The organism is Streptomyces sp. WG7 (assembly GCF_049975785.1).
Classification (GTDB): domain Bacteria; phylum Actinomycetota; class Actinomycetes; order Streptomycetales; family Streptomycetaceae; genus Streptomyces.
This window is the reverse complement of sequence record NZ_JBNGGE010000180.1, coordinates 1-686: the sequence shown is the minus strand read 5'-3', so window position 1 is coordinate 686 and position 686 is coordinate 1. Positions and strand designations below refer to the sequence as shown.

Genomic DNA, 686 nt, shown 5'->3' with positions numbered 1-686 from the left:
CTGGCGGTCAGTCATGCGTTTCATTCGCCGCACATGGACGGGATGCTGGAGGCGTTCCGTGAGGTGGTGTCGGGGCTCTCCTTCGAGGCCCCGAGCATTCCGGTCGTCTCCAACCTGACGGGCGCCGTGGTCACGGACGAGATGGCGTCGGCGGACTTCTGGGTGCGGCACGTGCGGGAGGCCGTGCGCTTCTTGGACGGTGTCCGCGCCCTGGAGGAGGCCGGGGTCGGCACGTATGTGGAGCTGGGTCCGGACGGTGTGCTGTCGGCGATGGCGCAGGAGTGCGTGACGGGCGAGGGCGTCGCCTTCGCCCCCGTCCTGCGCAAGGGCCGTCCGGAAACCGACACCACCGTCACGGCTCTGGCGCAGGCACACGTGCAAGGCGTGGAGGTCGACTGGCGGAAGTTCTTCGCCGGGGCCGGCGAGCGTTACGTCGACTTGCCGACTTATGCGTTCCAGCGACGAAGGTACTGGCCGGAGGCTGACGACGCGCCTCAGCCCGGCGCCACCGCCGACGCCTCGGACACTCGCTTCTGGGACGTGGTGGAGCGGGAGGATCTGGGCTCGCTGCTGGCGGAGTTGGATGTCTCCGGTGATGCGTCGCTGGGCGAGGTGCTTCCGGTGTTGTCGGCGTGGCGTCGGCAGGGTCGGGAGCGGTCGGAGGTGGATGGCTGGCGGTACCGGGT

1 pseudogene is annotated in these 686 nt (G+C 69.5%); it reads left to right on the top strand.

Annotated features, from left to right (window positions below):
- Positions 1 to 33: 33 nt before the first annotated feature.
- Positions 34 to 686: pseudogene (locus tag ACP4J0_RS38645) on the top strand (modular polyketide synthase); the annotation flags it as partial.